General features: G+C 60.8%; 11 protein-coding genes. 2 read left to right on the top strand and 9 right to left on the bottom strand.

What is annotated here, in order from left to right:
- Positions 1–169: 169 nt before the first annotated feature.
- The 9 genes from ACA068_RS11240 to leuC form a co-directional block, all read right to left on the bottom strand.
- On the bottom strand, positions 170–793 hold the full coding sequence (locus tag ACA068_RS11240; RefSeq protein WP_497309795.1) for a phosphoribosylanthranilate isomerase: 624 nt from the start codon (positions 791–793) through the stop codon (positions 170–172).
- A 63-nt stretch (positions 794–856) separates the two neighbouring features.
- A complete protein-coding gene (gene truA, locus ACA068_RS11235) occupies positions 857–1,681 on the bottom strand; it encodes a tRNA pseudouridine(38-40) synthase TruA (protein ID WP_497310574.1) in 825 nt (274 codons plus the stop codon).
- 196 nt (positions 1,682–1,877) lie between these two features.
- A complete protein-coding gene (locus tag ACA068_RS11230) occupies positions 1,878–4,526 on the bottom strand; it encodes a FimV/HubP family polar landmark protein (RefSeq protein WP_497309794.1) in 2,649 nt (882 codons plus the stop codon).
- A gap of 208 nt (positions 4,527–4,734) precedes the next feature.
- On the bottom strand, positions 4,735–5,745 hold the full coding sequence (locus tag ACA068_RS11225) for an aspartate-semialdehyde dehydrogenase (RefSeq protein WP_497309792.1): 1,011 nt from the start codon (positions 5,743–5,745) through the stop codon (positions 4,735–4,737).
- 269 nt (positions 5,746–6,014) lie between these two features.
- Positions 6,015–7,127, bottom strand: coding sequence for an aspartate-semialdehyde dehydrogenase (asd, locus tag ACA068_RS11220; RefSeq protein WP_054052925.1), 1,113 nt, complete (start codon positions 7,125–7,127; stop codon positions 6,015–6,017).
- A 69-nt stretch (positions 7,128–7,196) separates the two neighbouring features.
- On the bottom strand, positions 7,197–8,279 hold the full coding sequence (gene leuB / locus ACA068_RS11215) for a 3-isopropylmalate dehydrogenase (RefSeq protein WP_497309790.1): 1,083 nt from the start codon (positions 8,277–8,279) through the stop codon (positions 7,197–7,199).
- A 65-nt stretch (positions 8,280–8,344) separates the two neighbouring features.
- Entirely contained in the window at positions 8,345–9,112 is a 768-nt protein-coding gene (locus tag ACA068_RS11210; protein WP_497309788.1) for a class I SAM-dependent methyltransferase, read from the bottom strand.
- A gap of 138 nt (positions 9,113–9,250) precedes the next feature.
- Entirely contained in the window at positions 9,251–9,895 is a 645-nt protein-coding gene (gene leuD / locus ACA068_RS11205; RefSeq protein ID WP_219095872.1) for a 3-isopropylmalate dehydratase small subunit, read from the bottom strand.
- A gap of 11 nt (positions 9,896–9,906) precedes the next feature.
- On the bottom strand, positions 9,907–11,325 hold the full coding sequence (gene leuC, locus ACA068_RS11200) for a 3-isopropylmalate dehydratase large subunit (protein WP_010456043.1): 1,419 nt from the start codon (positions 11,323–11,325) through the stop codon (positions 9,907–9,909).
- 142 nt (positions 11,326–11,467) lie between these two features.
- Between leuC and ACA068_RS11195 the strand changes: the two genes are divergently transcribed.
- The gene (locus ACA068_RS11195) at positions 11,468–12,358 is read left to right on the top strand and encodes a LysR family transcriptional regulator (protein WP_497309786.1); all 891 of its coding nucleotides are present in this window, start codon (positions 11,468–11,470) and stop codon (positions 12,356–12,358) included.
- Positions 12,359–12,423: 65 nt separating this feature from the next.
- Positions 12,424–15,702, top strand: coding sequence for a PAS domain S-box protein (locus ACA068_RS11190; protein ID WP_497309784.1), 3,279 nt, complete (start codon positions 12,424–12,426; stop codon positions 15,700–15,702).
- Positions 15,703–15,714 lie beyond the last annotated feature (12 nt).

Here is a 15,714-nt window from a genome sequence, read left to right as displayed (position 1 = left end):
TCGCAGCCCCGCGTATGCCCTTGAGCTAAATTCATGTGTGTGGCGATGATCGGTGGATGGCCGGGTCAGTGAACGTGACCTGCGTACAACCCCTCGATCCTCAGCCGTGCCTGCTTTGTGCAGCGCAGTGCATTTTGGGACGGCGGCAGTCTGCCAGCCGTCACATCAACTACGTGCTACTACGTACCGCCTTGATGAATGCCTGAATCTTTGCGTGATCCTTGATGCCCTTGCTCGCCTCTACCCCGCCGCTGACGTCCACCGCGTAAGGCCGAACCCGGGCGATTGCCTCAGCCACGTTATCCGGCGTAAGGCCGCCGGCGAGGATGATCGGTTTGCTCAAGCCTTGCGGTATCAGAGACCAGTCGAACGCCTCACCGGTTCCGCCGGGAACACCTTCGACATAGGCATCGAGCAGGATACCGCTGGCACTTGGAAAAGCATCGCAGGCTGCCGCGATGTCGTCGCCGGCCTTGACCCGCAGCGCCTTGATGTACGGGCGGTGCCAGCCTTCACAATCGGCTGCGGTTTCGTCGCCATGGAACTGCAACAGGTCCAGCGGCACGGCGTCGAGCAGTTCGCCCAACTCGCAGCGGCTGCTGTTGACGAACAACCCCACGGTGGTCACGAACGGCGGCAGCAACTTGATAATGTCGCGCGCCTGCTGGAACGTCACCGCCCGCGGACTCTTGGCGTAAAACACAAACCCGATGGCATCCGCCCCGGCCTCGACCGCCACCAACGCATCTTCTATGCGGGTAATCCCACAAATCTTGCTGCGAACGGCTGACATGTCGATAAAACCTCAGGGCAAATCCGAGAAAGTCCCGGATGGTAACAAATGCGTTCGAGGGCGTCAGCCGTCAAGTTCAGAGAAGCCGGTGAGGAAGTGTGGGCCGATGTAACGCTCGGGCAATTGAAACTCGTCGCGATACTCGACCTGCACCAGGTACAGGCCGAACGGGTGCGCCGTCACCCCTCCAGAACGACGGATCCGGCTCTCCAGCACTTCTTTCATCCATTCCACCGGGCGCTCGCCGGCACCGATGGTCATCAAGACACCGGCGATATTGCGCACCATGTGGTGCAGGAAGGCACTGGCGCGGATATCCAGCACGATCATCTTGCCGTGACGCGTGACACGCAGGTGATGCAATTCCTTGATCGGCGACTTGGCCTGGCACTGACCGGCGCGGAAAGCGCTGAAATCGTGCGTGCCGACCAGATACTGGGCAGCCTCGGCCATGCGTTCGACGTCGAGCGGACGGTGATTCCAGGTGATTTCTTCGTTGAGGTGCGCCGGGCGGATCTGATCGTTGTAGATCACGTAGCGATAACGGCGGGCGATGGCCTTGAAACGCGCATGAAAATGCGCCGGCATGACCTTGGCCCAACTGACGCTAACGTCGTGGGGCAAGTTGATGTTGGCCCCCATGACCCAGGCCTTCATCGAACGCTCGACCGGCGTATCGAAATGCACCACTTGGCCGCAGGCATGCACGCCCGCGTCAGTGCGCCCGGCGCAGAGCAGCGACACCGGTGAATCGGCGACTTTGGACAAGGCCTTTTCGAGAGTTTCCTGCACGGTGAGCACACCGGAGGCCTGGCGCTGCCAGCCGCGGTAACGCGAACCTTTGTATTCAACGCCCAACGCGATCCGGAAAAAGCCGTCGGCCACCATTTCGGCGGCCGGGTTATCTATATTTGCCAAGGAGTCACAGCCTGCTGATGTGCGCAAAGGCGGGCATTATAAGGCCGCCGCAACGGGACGCCAGTGCAACAGTCGATACGGTGCTGAATGTGACGCCCCATCGCACACCCAGAAAAAAAACGGCAGCCTCACCGGGCTGCCGTTCTGTTTATTGCCTACCGATCACTCAAGCCAGATGCGAAAGCATCTCCTTGGCTTCACTCTTCTGGCCCGCATTCCCCTCGGACACCACCTCGTTGAGGATGTCCCGAGCGCCATCGTTGTCGCCCATGTCGATGTAGGCCTGGGCCAGATCGAGTTTGGTGGCGACTTCGTCGGTGCCGGAGAGGAAGTCGAAGTCCGGCTCGTCCGCTGCAGAAGCCATAGCGTCTTCCGCAGTGAAGGTCGGCTCACTCATGCTCTGGGACAGACGATCCAGCTCGGCGTTGACGTCATCCAGCTCAGCGGCAAAGGCGTCCTTGACCTCAGGTTCGGCCGGGGTGGCATCCATTTCATCGGCCAGCGACAAGTCGAAATCCGCGGGCAACTCCAGGTCGTCCTGCGGAGCTTCAGGTTTCACAGGCTCAACAGGCAAGTCCTTCACGCCTTCGTCGAGATCCAGCAGGAAGTCATCTTCCGCGAGCATCGCCGGTGACGGGTCTGCCCCCAGATCCATGTCCAGGTCGAAGTCCGACAGGTCGTCGAGGTTTTCCTTGATTTCGGTCTGCTCTTTCAACACCGATTCGAAGCTCAGGTCGTCGTCCAGCGGGAATTCTTCAAGGTCAGCGACAGATTCCGGTTCTGTTGACACCACCGCCGGAGAAGCATTTTCCAGATCATCCAGGCTCAGGTCGAAGGCACTGTCCAAGTCATCGGCCGGTGCTTGCGGCTCGTCCAGCAGCAAGTCTTTGACATATTGCGCGTCAAGCTCGGCAGCGATGGCGGCAGCAGCAAGACCACCGGCAGCCGCGACAGCCATTGCAGGGAAGCGGGTTTTCAGCTTTTCGACCTGGGCGAAGTTATCACCGTTGGCGACCAACTGACGCTCCTGGGCAACAAATGCATCGCGATCGCCCTGCTGACCGTAGACTTCCATCAGCTTCAGGCGCAGGTCGCTGCGTTGTGGCTCTTGTTTGATGCCGTCTTCGAGCAGCGCAGCCGCCTGGTTCAGACGACCGGCGGTGATGTGCGACTGAGCCTTGGTCAGTACGTCGTCATCGCGCTCGGCAGCTGGCGATACCAGCGGCGCGGCGATTGGCGTCGTCATTACATCCGGAACTGGAGCTGGAGCTGGGGCTGGGGCAGGCGCAGGGGGTGGCGTTGGTATCGGCGCGGTGGCGAGCTTCACACTCGGCGGCGGCACTTCCAAACCTTCGAAGCTGCTTTCCGGCAGGTCCTGCTCAGCGGAGAATTCCTTCTCTTCTTCCAGGGCTCGCGCCATGCGCAGGTGTTTCTCGGCTTCTTGCTGGGCCTTGCGGCGACGCGCCAGCAACAGCAGCAAGAGCAGCAGAACCACCGCACCACCGCCTACCAGGCCCAGCAGGACCGGATTAGTCAGCAGTTCATTGAATTTCTGATCGTCAGCGGCGACTGGCGTCGGCTCGACTGCCGGCTCGGCAGGCACGGGTGCCGGAGCGGCTTCAGGTGCCGCCGCCTCGGGCGCAGGCGCTGCCGGAGCAGGAACCACTTCAGTCGGTGCCGCCGCAGGGTTGGCGGCCAGTTCAGCAGAGATTGCCGGAGCGGTCGCTGCTGGAGTCGAAGCCGGTGCTCCCGCTGCGCCTTCAGCCTGCAACTTGGCCAGTTGATTATTCTTCAGCTCGATCAGGCGTTGCAGCTTATCCAGCTGACTTTGCAGATCGGTCATGCGGCTTTTCAGTTCGGCGTTGTCACGACGGGTCGTGTCGAGGCTTTCCTGGGTGACTGCCAGCTTGTTGTTCAAGGCCTTGGCATCACCTGCCGCACCTTTGCTACCGCCTTTACCGGTTTCGGCAGAGACCAGGCTCAGGTTGTCTTTCGCCGCTTGCGACGGCGCGGCGTCAGCGCGGCCACGCTTGGTGGCATCGAGTTGCTGCTGCCCGGTGCCGGGCTTCGCCACATAACGACGACCCTGGCGCCATGCGGTGTTCTGCGCAGCGACTTCAGCGATTGCCTTGGGTTGCGGCAGGTTGGTGCTCTGCGCCTGATCCGGCATGCGCAGCACCTGACCGGTTTTCAGCCGGTTGATGTTGCCGTCGATGAAAGCATCCGGGTTCAGCGCCTGGATGGCCAGCATGGTTTGCTGGACCGACCCGCCATTACGCGCCTTCTCGGCGATTTCCCACAGGGTATCGCGCGGCGTGGTGGTGTATTGGGACGGCTTGGCGGCACCGGTCACCGGCGCAGTGACCGTTTGGGTCGGTGCAGGCTGCGCAGCCGCTTCAGCGGTCTGCGGGGAGAATTTGGACGGATCGAGCAGCACGCTGTAATCGCGCAGCAGACGACCGTTGGGCCACATCACCTGAACCAGGAATTTCACCATGGGTTCGGACAGTGGTTTGCTGGACGTTACACGCAGGATGCTTTTGCCGCTGGCGTTGAGCACGGGCGTGAAGGTCAGGTCGTTGAGAAACGCCTGGCGATCGACACCGGCCTTGGCGAAATCTTCGGGCGAAGCCAGGCTCGGGACCACTTCTGCGGCGGTGAGGTCCTTGACGTCGAGCAGCTCGATTTCCGCCACCAAAGGTTGGTTCAGCGTCGACTTCAGGGTCAATTCCCCGAGCCCGAGGGCATGCGCCATACCGGAGGAAAGCGCCGAGGCGGCCGCTATTGCTAACACCAGTTTGCGAACTTGAACCATAGCCTCATCCTTTGTTTGAACATTCCTCGGCCAGCGAGAAGGTGTTGATAGCCGCTGCCGTAAGGCATTGCGCGCGGCGACGAAGGGTCGTCACGCGCGATCATTTCATTGATGCCCCGGAAAGCCCCGAAGGGTGGCTCACCATCAGCAATCCGGCCAAGCATAGCGCTCGACCGGACTCATTCGAAAAATTGTTGCCAAGTATCTTTTACAGCAGGTCTTTTATCAACAATTCAGCCACCTGCACAGCATTGAGCGCGGCGCCTTTACGCACGTTATCTGACGTCAGCCACAAATTAAGTTCCGACGGGTCGTCTATTCCGGCGCGAACCCGACCAACGTAGACCACGTCCTGCCCTACCGCATCGCCTACCGCCGTCGGGTAATCGCCGGCTTCCACCAGTTCGATACCCGGTGCGTCTTCCAGCGCCGCGTTGACTTTCGCCAGGTCCACAGCGCTCGCCGACTGCAAGGTCACGCTAAAGCTATCGCCAAAAAACACCGGGGCTTGAATGCAAGTGACCGAAATCTTTAATAAAGGCAGCGCCATGACCTGACGCAGCTCACGCACCAGGCGTTTTTCCAGCAGCGTATGACCCTGCTCATCAGGCTTGCCGACCTGAGCCAACAGGTTGAAGGCCATCTGCCGATCGAAGAAGGTCGGCTCCAGCGGACGCACGTTGAGCAGCTCGGCGGTTTGCCGAGCCAGTTCGGTCACGGCTTCTCGGCCCTGAGCGGAGACGGCCAGGCTGGCGGTCAGGTTGATGCGTTGCAGGTCGAGCAAACCGAGCAACGGCGCCAATACCACGGCCAGCGTTGTGGCCGACGGGCTTGGGCTGCTGACCTGGAATGGTTTTTTCAAACCGGCCAAAACGTCGGCGTTGGCTTCCGGCACCACTTGGGGCGCCTGATCGGCCGGCAAGGCGCCGGACAGGTCGATCAGCGAGCACCCGGCGGCGGTGGCGCGCGAGGCGAAACTCAAAGTCACTGCCGGACCGGCAGCGAAGAACACCAGCTGAACCTTGCTGAAATCGAATTCGTCGACTTCACGCACCCGCACGTTCTTGCCGCGAAACGGCACCGAATGCCCGGCGGATTCGCTGCTGGCCAACAGGTGCAGGTTGCCGACCGGAAAGTCGCGTTCTTCGAGAATCTGCACGAGCGTTTCGCCGACAGTACCGGTGGCGCCGATCACGGCAATATCAAAGGACTGGCTCATGGTTCTACCTCTGGCGAAACGGGGGGGAGCGGCACTTTACCGGGTGGTGGGCATGCAGGCAATTCGGCCGGGATTTGGGGCGCCTGTGCCGGCCTCTTCGCGGGCAAGCCTCGCGCCTAAGGGTTTTGTGTCGGTCGCGAAATTTTGAAACAACCGCGATACCTGTAGGAGCAAGGCTTGCCCGCGAAGAGGCCCTTCCTGACAACACACCGGGCATAAAAAAACCCGCACCTCTTTCAAGGCACGGGTTCTTTCATCGCTTCAATCGATCAACGCTCAAGCAGGATCCGCAGCATGCGACGCAGCGGCTCGGCCGCGCCCCACAACAGTTGGTCGCCGACAGTGAACGCGCCGACGTACTGCGTGCCCATGTTCAGCTTGCGCAGACGGCCAACCGGTACGTTCAGGGTGCCGGTGACTTTCGTCGGGCTCAGTTCCTGAATGCTGGCTTCGCGGTTATTCGGCACCAGCTTGACCCAAGGGTTGTGCTGGCTGATCAGCCCTTCGATGTCGGCAATCGGCACGTCTTTGTTCAGCTTGATGGTCAGCGCCTGGCTGTGGCAGCGCATGGCGCCGATGCGCACGCAGATGCCATCGACCGGGATCGGGCTCTTGAAGCGACCGAGGATCTTGTTGGTCTCGGCCTGGGCCTTCCACTCTTCGCGGCTCTGACCGTTCGGCAGTTCCTTGTCGATCCACGGGATCAGGCTGCCGGCCAACGGTACGCCGAAGTTTTCGGTCGGGTACGCGTCGCTGCGCATGGCTTCGGCCACACGACGGTCGATGTCGAGTATGGCGCTGGCCGGGTCGGCCAGTTGATCGGCGACAGCGGCGTGAGTCGCGCCCATTTGCTTGATCAGTTCACGCATGTTCTGCGCGCCGGCACCGGAGGCCGCCTGATAAGTCATGGCGCTCATCCACTCGACCAGACCGGCTTCGAACAGACCGCCCAGGCCCATCAGCATCAGGCTGACGGTGCAGTTGCCGCCGATGTAGTTCTTGGTGCCCGCGTCGAGCTGCTGGTCGATGACCTTGCGGTTCACCGGGTCCAGCACGATCACCGCGTCATCCTGCATGCGCAGGCTGGAAGCGGCGTCGATCCAGTAACCCTGCCAGCCGGCTTCGCGCAGTTTCGGGAAGACTTCGCTGGTGTAGTCGCCACCCTGGCAGGTCAGAATCACGTCGAGGGTTTTCAGCTCTTCAATGCTGTAAGCGTCCTTGAGCGGAGCAATGTCCTTGCCCACCGACGGGCCTTGGCCACCGACATTGGAAGTGGTGAAAAACACCGGCTCAATAAGATCGAAATCCTGCTCTTCCAGCATCCGCTGCATGAGCACGGAACCGACCATACCGCGCCAACCGATCAGACCTACACGTTTCATCGCAACTACACCTTCTTTAAAAAGTGGGCCGCTGCTTTCAAGAGTGAAAGTTGCAGCGGGCCGGAGAGATTACAGATTCCGCAGCGCGGCGACTACTGCATCGCCCATTTCCTGCGTACCGACTTTAGTGCAACCGGCCGACCAGATGTCGCCCGTGCGCAGGCCCTGGTCCAATACCAGACTGACGGCCTTCTCGATGGCATCGGCCGCATCCTGCAGGTTGAAGCTGTAACGCAGCATCATCGACACCGACAAAATGGTCGCCAACGGATTGGCAATGCCTTTGCCAGCGATGTCCGGCGCCGAACCGTGGCACGGCTCGTACATGCCCTTGTTATTGGTATCCAGGGATGCCGACGGCAGCATGCCGATGGAACCGGTGAGCATCGATGCCTGGTCAGACAGAATGTCGCCGAACAGGTTGTCGGTGACGATCACGTCGAATTGCTTCGGTGCACGCACCAACTGCATGGCGGCGTTGTCGACGTACATGTGGCTCAGTTCGACTTCAGGGTAATCCTTGGCCACTTGCTCGACGATTTCACGCCACAGTTGGCTGGACGCCAGGACATTGGCCTTGTCCACCGAGCACAGCTTCTTGCCGCGCACCATGGCCATGTCGAAACCGACACGGGCGATGCGGCGGATTTCGCTCTCGCTGTACGGCAGCGTGTCGTAGGCCTGACGCTCGCCGTTTTCCAGGGTGCGGGTGCCGCGTGGTGTACCGAAATAGATGCCGCCGGTCAGCTCACGGACGATCAGGATGTCCAGGCCCGAAACGATTTCAGGCTTCAGGCTCGACGCCTCAGCCAGCTGCGGGTAGAGGATCGCCGGGCGCAGGTTGCCGAACAGGCCCAGTTGCGCACGAATCTTCAGCAGGCCGCGCTCTGGGCGGATGTCACGCTCGATGGTGTCCCATTTCGGGCCGCCCACGGCGCCCAGCAGCACAGCGTCGGCTGCGCGCGCACGGTCGAGGGTTTCGTCCGCCAATGGCACGCCGTGCTTGTCGATGGCGGCGCCGCCGATCACGTCGTGGCTCAGTTCGAAGCCCAGGCTGTACTTGTCGTTGGCCAGTTCCAGAACCTTGACGGCTTCGGCCATGATTTCCGGGCCAATACCGTCACCTGGGAGAATCAGAATCTGCTTGCTCATGCTTTCCTCATGTCATCAGTCGGTGCGCCCAAGGGCGCACCCGGGAAAATTCTATCGTCCGGAGCCTATCTTTCTGCAATCAGCACCAGCACATCGGTACTGAACGAACCATCGGCCTCAATCTCAAAATATTCGCGCACTTCATTGCCCATCGATTGCTGCAACTCGCGGATCGCCGCGCGCATCACTTCTGGCGTGCGCATGCGCTCGACCCAGGAGTTGTACTCCAGCCGCAAACGTTGACGGGTGGTGCTGCGGGTATGCAACCCCGCTTCGCTGACCTGACGCAACCACTCGCCGGCGGAATAATCGCGCACATGGCTGGTGTCGCGCAGCACTTCGACGCTTTGCAGGTAAGTGTCAAACAACGGACTGCCCGGTGACAACACGTCAATGAACGCCGCCACCCCACCCGGTTTCAGTACCCGGCGAACTTCGCGTAAGGCCAGGCCGAGATCGCTCCAATGGTGCGCAGAATAACGACTGAAGACGAAGTTGAACTCACCATCGGCAAACGGCAGGCGCTCGGCGGCACCGTTGACCGTGGTCACATTGCTCAAACCACGGTCGACAGCGGCGGCGGTGACCACGTCGAGCATCTGCTGGGACAGGTCGTAGGCCACCACTTCCTTGACCAGCGACGCCACGTGAAAACTGACGTGACCGGCGCCACAACCCAGGTCCAGCACCCGTGCATCGCCCTGCCCGGCCAGTTCGGCCTGTAGCAGCGCGAATTCGGTGCCTTGAGCGTGTACGGCGCTGCTCAGATAGGCCGAGGCCTGTTCACCGAATTGCTTTTGGACGACCTGGCTGTGCTGGGCGGTGCGGGTCATGGGGACTTCCTTTTTGGGGTGAGTCTTGGGGTGTATGGGCGGGCCTCTTCGCGGGCAAGCCTCGCTCCTACAGGGGGTCGCATTTCAACCGTAGGAGCGAGGCTTGCCCGCGAAGGCGTCATCACGCCTTACGCAAACTTACGCATCGCGAAACAACCACGGCTGGCTCGCCCGATGCTTGGCTTCAAACGTCGCAATCGCCTCATGGTCCATCAACGTCAGGCCGATATCGTCCAGTCCGTTGAGCAGGCAATGCTTACGGAAGGCGTCGATTTCAAAGCTCAATACCTTGCCATCCGGACGGGTCACGGTCTGGGCTTGCAGATCAACCTGCAACTGATAACCCGGGGTCGCTTCCACCTGCTGAAACAGCTCATCCACTTCAGCGTCGCTCAAGATGATCGGCAGCAAGCCATTCTTGAAGCTGTTGTTGAAGAAGATATCGGCGTAGCTCGGCGCGATGATGCTACGGAAACCGTATTCTTCCAGCGCCCACGGCGCGTGTTCACGGCTGGAACCGCAACCGAAGTTTTCTCGGGCCAGCAATACGCTGGCGCCTTGATAACGCTCGGCGTTGAGGACGAAGTCCTTGTTCAACGGGCGCTTGGAGTTGTCCTGATACGGCTGCCCGACATCGAGGTAGCGCCACTCATCGAACAGGTTCGGGCCGAAACCCGTGCGTTTGATCGACTTCAAGAACTGCTTCGGGATGATCTGGTCGGTGTCGACGTTGGCACGATCCAGAGGCGCGACAAGACCAGTGTGCTGGGTAAAAGCTTTCATGCTGCGCTCCTTTAGATCAATTCACGGACGTCGACGAAACGACCGTTCACCGCAGCGGCGGCGGCCATGGCCGGGCTCACGAGGTGGGTACGACCACCGGCGCCCTGACGGCCTTCGAAGTTGCGGTTGGAGGTCGAGGCGCAATGCTCGCCCGACTCCAAACGGTCCGGGTTCATCGCCAGGCACATCGAGCAACCCGGCTCACGCCATTCGAAACCGGCGTCGAGGAAAATCTTGTCCAGGCCTTCCGATTCAGCCTGGGCCTTCACCAGACCCGAGCCCGGCACCACGATGGCCTGCTTGATGGTCGAAGCGACTTTGCGGCCTTTGGCGATTACTGCCGCAGCACGCAAATCTTCGATCCGCGAGTTGGTGCAGGAACCGATGAATACGCGGTCCAGCTGGATATCGGTGATCGCCTGATTGGCGGTCAAACCCATATATTTCAAGGCGCGTTCGATGGAACCACGCTTGACCAGGTCCATTTCCTTCGCAGGGTCCGGCACGTTCTGATCCACGGCCAACACCATCTCGGGCGAAGTGCCCCAGCTGACTTGCGGCTTGATCTGGGTGGCGTCGAGTTCGACGACGGTGTCGAACGTAGCGTCTTCATCAGTCACCAGATCTTTCCAGGCTTCGACGGCCAAGTCCCATTCCGCGCCTTTCGGAGCGAACGGACGGCCCTTCACGTAGGCCACGGTTTTTTCGTCAGCGGCCACCAGGCCTACGCGAGCGCCAGCCTCGATGGACATGTTGCAAATGGTCATGCGGCCTTCGACCGACAGATCACGAATCGCGCTACCGGCGAACTCGATGGCATGGCCGTTACCGCCAGCAGTGCCGATCTTGCCGATCACGGCCAGGACGATGTCCTTGGCGGTCACGCCGAACGGCAATTTGCCTTCGACCGACACCCGCATATTCTTCATTTTTTTGGCGACCAGGCACTGAGTAGCGAGCACGTGCTCGACCTCGGACGTACCGATACCGTGAGCCAACGCGCCAAACGCGCCGTGGGTCGAGGTGTGGGAGTCGCCGCAGACCACAGTCATACCCGGCAAGGTCGCGCCCTGCTCCGGGCCGATGACGTGGACGATGCCTTGGCGAACGTCGTTCATCTTGAATTCGACAATGCCGTATTCGTCACAGTTGTCGTCGAGGGTCTGAACCTGCAAACGCGAGACCTGGTCGGCAATGGCTTCGATGCCGCCCTTGCGTTCCGGGGTGGTCGGTACGTTGTGGTCCGGGGTCGCGATGTTGGCATCGATGCGCCAAGGCTTGCGCCCGGCCAGACGCAGGCCTTCAAAGGCTTGCGGCGACGTCACTTCGTGAATGATGTGACGATCGATGTAAATCAGCGCGGAGCCATCGTCGCGCTGTTTGACCAAGTGCGAATCCCAGAGCTTGTCGTAGAGCGTTTTGCCGGCCATCAGACGGTTTCCTCATCAGCTTGTTTCTATGCCCCGGGCCGTTTGCATAACCCTTTGGCTTGTGAGGTCGATCCTAGGGGGTTACATTAAATAACTCAAATTCATATTTTTCATGCTTTGGATAACCAACTGGAATACCGCAATGGACCTCGCCAACCTCAATGCTTTCATCGCCATTGCAGAGACCGGAAGCTTCTCCGGCGCGGGAGAACGCCTGCACCTGACGCAACCGGCGATCAGCAAGCGCATCGCCGGGCTGGAGCAGCAATTGAAGGTCCGGCTGTTCGATCGCCTGGGCCGTGAAGTTGGCCTGACCGAAGCCGGTCGCGCCCTGTTGCCACGGGCCTATCAGATTCTCAATGTGCTGGATGACACCCGCCGCGCCTTGACCAACCTGACCGGCGAAGTGACTGGGCGCCTGACCCTGGCCACCAGTCACCACATTGGCCTGCACCGTTTACCGCCCTTATTAAGGGAGTTCACCCGACGCTACCCACAAGTTGCGCTGGATATTCAGTTTCTCGATTCGGAAGTGGCCTACGAAGAAATCCTCCATGGCCGCGCGGAACTGGCGGTGATCACCCTCGCCCCGGAACCTCATTCCTTGGTCAAAGCCACGCCGGTGTGGGACGACCCCCTGGATTTCGTGGTCGCCCCGGAGCATTCGCTGATCAGCAACGGCCCGGTCAACCTGGCGGACATTGCCCTGCATCCGGCGGTGTTCCCCGGAGGCAACACGTTCACTCATCACATCGTTCAGCGCCTGTTCGAGGCTCAGGGACTGACGCCGAACATCGCCATGAGCACGAATTATCTGGAAACCATCAAGATGATGGTCTCGATCGGCCTGGCCTGGAGCGTTTTGCCGCGAACGATGCTCGATGATCAAGTTGCGCGAATACCCTTGCCGGGCATACAACTGACTCGCCAGCTAGGCTATATCCTGCACACCGAACGGACGCTGTCGAATGCGGCACGGGCCTTCATGGCCTTGCTGGATGCGCAAATCGATCTGCCAGGGACTCTCGGCTAAGCTGTGCTACTTCTATAGAGCCTCGAGTCACTAAATCTGACACCTCACTCAGCCAAGGCTTGCCAATGCCGAAATCTGTTGACCGTATTCCGCCGATGCCACGTATACAGGCGCTTGACCCGAAACGGTCCGAGCAGAGCTGGGAAAGCGCGCCGCAGTTGCTGGCAGCCCTTAACGGCGCGCGTCTGGGCGCCTGGTATTGGGACATTGAGCGCGGGCAGATCAGCTGGTCGCGGGGTACTCAGGCGTTGTTCGGCTTCGATCCCCGGCAACCGCTGCCGGCGGATCTGGAATACCTCGACTTGCTGCCGCCAGAGGATCGGGCGAAAACCATTCGCGCCTTCGACGCGGTGATCGCCGGCGCCCCGCTCGAACAGGCGATGCACCACCGCATCCGCTGGCCCGACGGCAGCCTGCACTGGCTGGAGATCAACGGCAGCCTGCTGCCGGATAAAGACGGCCGGCCACGGATGATTGGGGTCATTCGCGAAATCACCCATCAGCGCCAGCGCGAACAGGCGCTGAGCAGCTCGGAAAAGCGCTTTGCCACGCTGTTTCACTTGTGCCCGAACATGGTGCTCCTGACCCGCCAGGAAGATGGCCTGATTACCGAAGCCAATCAGTATTTCGAAAGCCTGTTCGGCTGGCCGGTGCAGGACGCGATTGGCCGAACCACCGTCGAACTGGGCCTCTGGGTGCACCCGGAACAACGGGACGTGCTGGTCAAGGCGACCAAGGCCAAGGGCGAACTGATCAGCATGGAGGTGCAGTTTCGCGCCAGCAATGGCCAGATCCACGACGGCATCCTCAGCGCACAAAAGGTCGAACTCGAAGGCCAGCCGTACCTGCTGAGCACTTTCCTCGACACCACGGAACGCAAAGCCGCCGAACACGCGCTGAAAGACAGCCAGGAACGCCTCGACCTGGCGCTGGATTCGGCGCAACTCGGCACCTGGGACTGGCACATTCCCAGCGGCATGCTTTACGGCTCGGCGCGGGCCGCGCAGTTGCACGGACTGGAAGCCAAACCCTTCCATGAGTCCTTCGACGCGTTTTTCGAAGGTGTGCCCGACGAAGAGCGCGGCAGCATGCGTGACGCTTACCGCAGCCTGCGCGAAGGGCCCGCCGGCAATTATCAGCTGACCTATCGCGTGCAGCTACCGGACGGCAGTTCACGCTACCTGGAAAGCCGTGCCCGCCTCTACCGAGATGAAAACGGCACGCCGCTGCGCATGGCCGGCACCTTGCTGGACATCACCGATCAAGTGGAGCGCGAACAACGGCTGGTGGCCTCCGAGGAGAAATTCGCCACGCTGTTTCAGGTCAGTCCTGACCCGATTTGCGTCACGCGCCAGGACACTGGCCAGTTCATCGAGATCAACTCCAGCTTTACCCAGACCTTTGGTTGGACCGCCGCCGAAGTGATTGACCGCAGCGCCGACGAAATCGGCCTGTGGGACGCGTCGGCGAAAAGCCAGCAACGGATCGAACAGGTCATCCGCGAACAGGGGCTGAGCAATGTCGCGATCGTCGCCCAGCACAAAGACGGGCAGTCTCTGACCTGCGTGATTTCCAGCCGGCAGATCAGTGTCGGCGACGAGCCGTGCATCGTCACGACCCTGCGCGACATTACCCAGCAGCAACGCTCCGAAGCGGCACTCAAGGCCAGCGAAGAGAAATTTGCCAAGGCGTTCCACTCAAGCCCCGATGCGATCACCATCACCGAGCGTGACACCGGGCGCTACCTGGAGGTCAACGATGGTTTCTGCCGCCTGACCGGCTACCGCGCCGACGAAGTGGTGGGCCGCACGGTGTATCAGGTCGGCATCTGGGCTGAAGAAAAACAACGCTCGGCGCTGTTGGCCGAGTTGCAACTCAAGGGCCGGGTGCACCATCAGGAGATGCTCGGCCGCAATAAGCGCGGCGAACTGCTGACCGTCGAAGTCTCCGTGGAGCCGATTACCCTCAACGAGACCGCGTGCCTGCTGCTGACCGCCCGGGACGTCAGTCTGCTGAAAAATGCCGAAGCGCAGATCCGTCATCTGGCCTACCACGACCCGCTGACCAACCTGCCGAACCGCGCGCTGTTGATGGATCGCCTGAGCCAGCAGATCGCCCTGCTCAAGCGCCACAACCTGCGCGGTGCGCTGCTGTTCCTGGACCTCGATCACTTCAAGCACATCAACGATTCCCTCGGTCACCCGGTGGGCGACACGGTGCTGAAAATCATCACGGCGCGCCTTGAAGCCAGCGTGCGCATGGAAGACACCGTCGCGCGCCTGGGTGGCGATGAGTTTGTGGTATTGCTCAGCGGCCTTGAGGGCTCGCGTAACGAAGTCAGCGCCCAGGTTCGAGAGTTGGCGGACACGTTGCGTGAACTGTTGTCGGAGCCGATGTTCCTCGACGGCCAGCGCCTGCAAGTGACGCCGAGCATCGGCATCGCGCTTATTCCCGACCACGGCTCGACGCCGACCGACCTGCTCAAACGCGCCGACATCGCGCTTTACCGCGCCAAGGACTCGGGCCGCAACACCACGCAGATGTATCACAACACAATGCAGAAGGCCGCCAGCGAACGCTTGCGCATGGAAACCGATCTGCGCCTGGCCCTTTCCCGCGGCGAGTTTCATGTGCATTACCAACCCCAGGTCGACGCCCGGGGCAACCGCATTGTCGGCGCCGAAGCACTGGTGCGCTGGAACCACCCGGAACTCGGCCCGCAATCGCCCACCGAGTTCATCAAGGTGCTGGAGGACAGCGGGCTGATTCTGGAAGTGGGCACCTGGATCATCGACGAAGCCTGTGGGGCCTTCAAAAAACTGGTTGCCAAGGGCCTGGTGAACCCGCTCAGCTTCAGTCTCTGCGTCAACATAAGCCCGAGGCAATTTCGTCAAAACGATTTCGTCGAACGCATCGAACACAGCCTCAGTAGCCACGGCCTGCCCTGCTCGCTGCTGAAACTGGAAATCACCGAAGGCATCGTCATCCAGAACCTGGAAGACACCATCAGCAAAATGCGTCGCCTGAAGAAACTCGGTGTGAGCTTTGCGATGGACGACTTCGGCACCGGTTACTCCTCGCTGACCTACCTCAAGCGCCTGCCGGTCGACACGCTGAAAATCGACCAGTCGTTCATCCGCGATGCCACCACCGACCCCAACGACGCCGAAATCATCCGCGCCATCGTCGCCATGGCCCGCAGCCTGGAACTGAAAGTGATCGCCGAAGGGGTGGAAACGCCGGAGCAGCTGGAGTTTTTACAGGGGCTGGGGTGCCATTTTTATCAGGGGTATTTGCACAGTCGGCCGTTGCCGGTGGAGGAGTTTCAGAAACTCCTCAAATAGCGGGTACAAAAA

The sequence above is a fragment of the Pseudomonas sp. LBUM1660 genome (assembly GCF_059695935.1).
Note: the sequence above shows the minus strand (reverse complement) of the source record. Positions and strands in the feature narration are given on the sequence as shown.

Coding starts and splice junctions, on each gene's coding strand:
- ACA068_RS11230 (WP_497309794.1), bottom strand. CDS start 4,526: ATGGTTCAAGTTCGCAAACTGGTGTTAGCAATAGCGGCCGCCTCGGCG.
- ACA068_RS11195 (WP_497309786.1), top strand. CDS start 11,468: ATGGACCTCGCCAACCTCAATGCTTTCATCGCCATTGCAGAGACCGGA.
- asd (WP_054052925.1), bottom strand. CDS start 7,127: ATGAAACGTGTAGGTCTGATCGGTTGGCGCGGTATGGTCGGTTCCGTG.
- leuC (WP_010456043.1), bottom strand. CDS start 11,325: ATGGCCGGCAAAACGCTCTACGACAAGCTCTGGGATTCGCACTTGGTC.
- leuB (WP_497309790.1), bottom strand. CDS start 8,279: ATGAGCAAGCAGATTCTGATTCTCCCAGGTGACGGTATTGGCCCGGAA.
- truA (WP_497310574.1), bottom strand. CDS start 1,681: ATGGTGGCCGACGGCTTTTTCCGGATCGCGTTGGGCGTTGAATACAAA.
- ACA068_RS11210 (WP_497309788.1), bottom strand. CDS start 9,112: ATGACCCGCACCGCCCAGCACAGCCAGGTCGTCCAAAAGCAATTCGGT.
- ACA068_RS11190 (WP_497309784.1), top strand. CDS start 12,424: ATGCCGAAATCTGTTGACCGTATTCCGCCGATGCCACGTATACAGGCG.
- ACA068_RS11240 (WP_497309795.1), bottom strand. CDS start 793: ATGTCAGCCGTTCGCAGCAAGATTTGTGGGATTACCCGCATAGAAGAT.
- leuD (WP_219095872.1), bottom strand. CDS start 9,895: ATGAAAGCTTTTACCCAGCACACTGGTCTTGTCGCGCCTCTGGATCGT.
- ACA068_RS11225 (WP_497309792.1), bottom strand. CDS start 5,745: ATGAGCCAGTCCTTTGATATTGCCGTGATCGGCGCCACCGGTACTGTC.